Raw genomic sequence first — 3,313 nt, forward strand, 5'->3', positions numbered from 1 at the left:
CCTCCCCAAACCCCACCCCCATCCCCCTAAAACGTTTGTAATGCGGTTGCCCTGTTATAAGAATTTTGGGGAACGGGCGGGCCTTCCAGATGTTTCGGGCGGCATTTTTTTAAAGAGGAACGCACATGAGTGAATTGACGCCCCGCGAAATCGTCGCGGAACTGGACAAATACATCATCGGTCAGAATCAGGCGAAGCGTATGGTTGCCATTGCGGTTCGGAACCGTTGGCGCCGCCAGCGCCTTGCGGCGGAACTGCGCAACGAGGTCGCTCCCCGCAATATCATTATGATGGGCCCCACAGGGGTAGGCAAGACTGAAATAGCCCGTCGCCTCGCCAAGCTGTGCTCGGCTCCGTTCATCAAGGTTGAGGCCACCAAGTACACGGAAGTCGGCTATGTGGGCCGCGACGTGGAATCCATGATCCGCGACCTTATGGAAATCGGCATCAATCTTGTGCGCGCTGAAGAGGCCGAAAAGGTCAAAGGCCGTGCCGAAGCCGCCGCTGAGGAGCGCCTGCTCGATCTGCTTTTGCCCTCCGGCGACGGCAGGGAGAACACCCGTGAGAAGCTGCGCGAGCTTTTCCGGCAGGGATTCCTTGATGACCGCGAGGTCGAGTTCGAGGTGAAGGAACAGTCGCAGCCCATCGGTATGCTGGGCGTGCCCGGCATGGAACAGCTCGGCGATCAGATGAAGGGCGCGTTCAGCAAGCTGTTCCCTCAGAAGACGCACCGCAAGAAGATGAAGGTCGGCGCGGCGTGGCGTCATCTCATCGAGGACGAGTCCTCCAAGCTCGTGGACGAGGACAAGATCACCGATCTCGCCCGTGAGCGCGTGGAGCAGATGGGCATCGTGTTCATTGATGAAATCGACAAGCTCGCCAGCGGTTCGCAGCAGCGTTCCGCCGACATTTCCCGCGAAGGAGTCCAGCGCGATCTGCTCCCCATCGTGGAAGGCAGCGCCGTGAACACCAAGTACGGCCTCGTGAACACGGATCACATCCTGTTTATCGCGGCGGGCGCGTTCCATTTATCCAAGCCTTCCGACCTGTTCCCCGAGTTGCAGGGCCGTTTCCCGCTCCGTGCGGAACTGGAGGCTCTCGGAAAGGAAGAATTTTACCGCATCCTGACCGAGCCTCACAATTCGCTGACCCGACAGTACGAGGCCATGCTTGAAACCGAAGGTGTGCGTATTGAGTTCACGGATGACGGCTTGCGGGAAATCGCGGCCTTCGCGGAAGACGTGAACACCCGCACCGAGAATATCGGGGCGCGGCGGCTGCACACGATCATGGAAAAAATCCTTGCCGACATTTCGTTCGACGCCTCGGAAAAGAGGGGCAGCACGCTGGTCGTCGACCGCGAGCATGTGGTCGCCCAGCTTGCCGATGTGCGCGCCGATGCGGAACTGAGCCGGTTCATTCTGTAAGACGCGGAGTCTGTCACATGGATGCAAAGCTGCAATCTCAGGTTCTTATCGAAAGCCTTCCCTATCTGCGCAAGTTCCACGGCGAAACCGTCGTCATCAAGTACGGCGGGCACGCCATGAAGGACGAGGCGCTCAAGGCCGCCTTCGCCCGAAACATCGCGCTGCTCAAGCTGGTGGGCATCCATCCCGTGGTGGTGCACGGCGGCGGCCCCCAGATCGGGAACATGCTGGAGAAGCTGGAGATCCGTTCGGAATTCCGTGAAGGCCTCCGTGTGACGGACGACGCCACCATGAACGTCGTGGAGATGGTTCTGGTTGGCTCGGTGAACAAAGATATCGTCAACCAGATCAACCGGGCCGGGGCGCGGGCCGTGGGCCTGTCCGGCAAGGACGGTATGTTGCTGCACGCCGAGAAGAAGGCGATGGTCGTCACCCGTGAGAACCAGCCCCCGGAAATCATCGATCTCGGCAACGTGGGCCGTGTGACCCGCGTGGAGACGACGCTGATCTTCTCGCTGATGAAGGACGGGTTCGTGCCGGTCATCGCGCCCGTGGGTGTGGATGACGAAGGGCACACCTACAACATCAATGCGGACGCCGTGGCCGGGGCCGTTGCGGGTGCGTTGCGCGCCCGCCGCCTGATCATGCTGACGGACGTGGCCGGGGTGCTTGACCCCGAAGGCAAGCTCATCCAGTCCATCCGCGTAGAGGACGCTGCGGGCCTGTACGAGAACGGCACCGTGACCGGCGGCATGATCCCTAAGTTGAATTGCTGCATCGACGCCATCGAACAAGGCGTTGAGAAGGTCATGATCGTCGATGGGCGCGTTGAAAACTGCGTGCTCCTCGAACTCCTCACCGATCAGGGGGTGGGTACCGAAATCGTCGGTGAAGAGCGCTGAGAAAAAACGGCGGTGCGGGAAAGCGGTTTTGGATAGATCTGTTTTACCGGCTCGTTTCCCGGCGGGGAAGATAGAGCGTCCCACAGTCTGACCTTCCGCCATTGAAGTTGAAAAAAGCCGGGGGATAGAACCTCCCCCGGCACATTTCCGAATGAGGCCCCATGAGCTACGACTACCGCATCCCGCAGGGCCGGGACAAAGGCAAACGGACGAACGGCATGTTTTCCCTGGGCGGAAAGCTGGGTTCCGTCTTGTCCGCGCTCGGAAACGGCGAAAAGCTCATGCAGGTCCGGCTGTGGCAGAACTGGGAAATGGTCATGGGGCCGGACATCGCGCCGCTGGCATGGCCTCTCGGCGCACGGAACGACATCCTCATCGTCGGCGGCGAGGACAATCTCGCGCTTCAGGAACTGTCGTTCATGACCCCGGAAATCCTTGAGCGGGTCAATGCGTTTATGGATGCCCCGGTATTCGACAGGGTCGAACTGCGGCTTGTCATGGGCGACAGGCCTCTGGATCAGATGCCTGACATCCAACCTTCCACGCGGGTCCGCCCGGCTCCTCCCCGCCCCCGGCAGTTGGGCGCTCATCTTGAGGAGATGAACCCGGATTCTCCCGTCGCCCGATGCTACGCGGCCTATCTACGGATGCACGGCGTTCCCACGGAACGGAAAAGCTGAAAGGCAGGATCTGGTTCCTGCCTTTTTTCGTCATTGCCCTTCAGATTTTTCTTGTTTTCCCTACCTTCGAGAGCGCGTTTGCCGCACCTTCCAACCTTTCCCCGAAAGCAGAGGTGAAGGTTGATTTTAGAATGCTCAACATAAAAATACAGTTATTTCTATAGAATAAAAGCGAAAGCATTTAGGGGCTAACACGCTCAAGCAAAGGGGCTTTTCCTTTACTCAGGGAAAAACGCGAATAGGGATTCGATAAGGCCGAAAGTCTTTGGAGGTGGAGGGATGGGGGTGTGGGGGAAGGGAGGAG

The 3,313-nt window shown here is 59.2% G+C and carries 3 protein-coding genes; all 3 read left to right on the forward strand.

Annotated elements, in window-relative coordinates:
* The first annotated feature begins 125 nt into the window (after nt 1-125).
* On the forward strand, nt 126-1,427 hold the full coding sequence (gene hslU, locus T370_RS0121530; protein WP_029436969.1) for an ATP-dependent protease ATPase subunit HslU: 1,302 nt from the start codon (nt 126-128) through the stop codon (nt 1,425-1,427).
* A gap of 17 nt (nt 1,428-1,444) precedes the next feature.
* Nucleotides 1,445-2,329, forward strand: coding sequence for an acetylglutamate kinase (argB, locus tag T370_RS0121535; protein WP_005024963.1), 885 nt, complete (start codon nt 1,445-1,447; stop codon nt 2,327-2,329).
* 161 nt (nt 2,330-2,490) lie between these two features.
* Nucleotides 2,491-3,009, forward strand: coding sequence for a DciA family protein (locus T370_RS0121540; protein WP_034507521.1), 519 nt, complete (start codon nt 2,491-2,493; stop codon nt 3,007-3,009).
* Nucleotides 3,010-3,313: the final 304 nt, after the last annotated feature.

It is taken from the genome of Bilophila wadsworthia ATCC 49260 (assembly GCF_000701705.1).
Lineage (GTDB): Bacteria > Desulfobacterota > Desulfovibrionia > Desulfovibrionales > Desulfovibrionaceae > Bilophila > Bilophila wadsworthia.

Bases quoted from the DNA above. Each gene is read 5' to 3' on its own strand.
- T370_RS0121540 (WP_034507521.1), top strand. From the start codon at position 2,491: ATGAGCTACGACTACCGCATCCCGCAGGGCCGGGACAAAGGCAAACGG.
- argB (WP_005024963.1), top strand. From the start codon at position 1,445: ATGGATGCAAAGCTGCAATCTCAGGTTCTTATCGAAAGCCTTCCCTAT.
- hslU (WP_029436969.1), top strand. From the start codon at position 126: ATGAGTGAATTGACGCCCCGCGAAATCGTCGCGGAACTGGACAAATAC.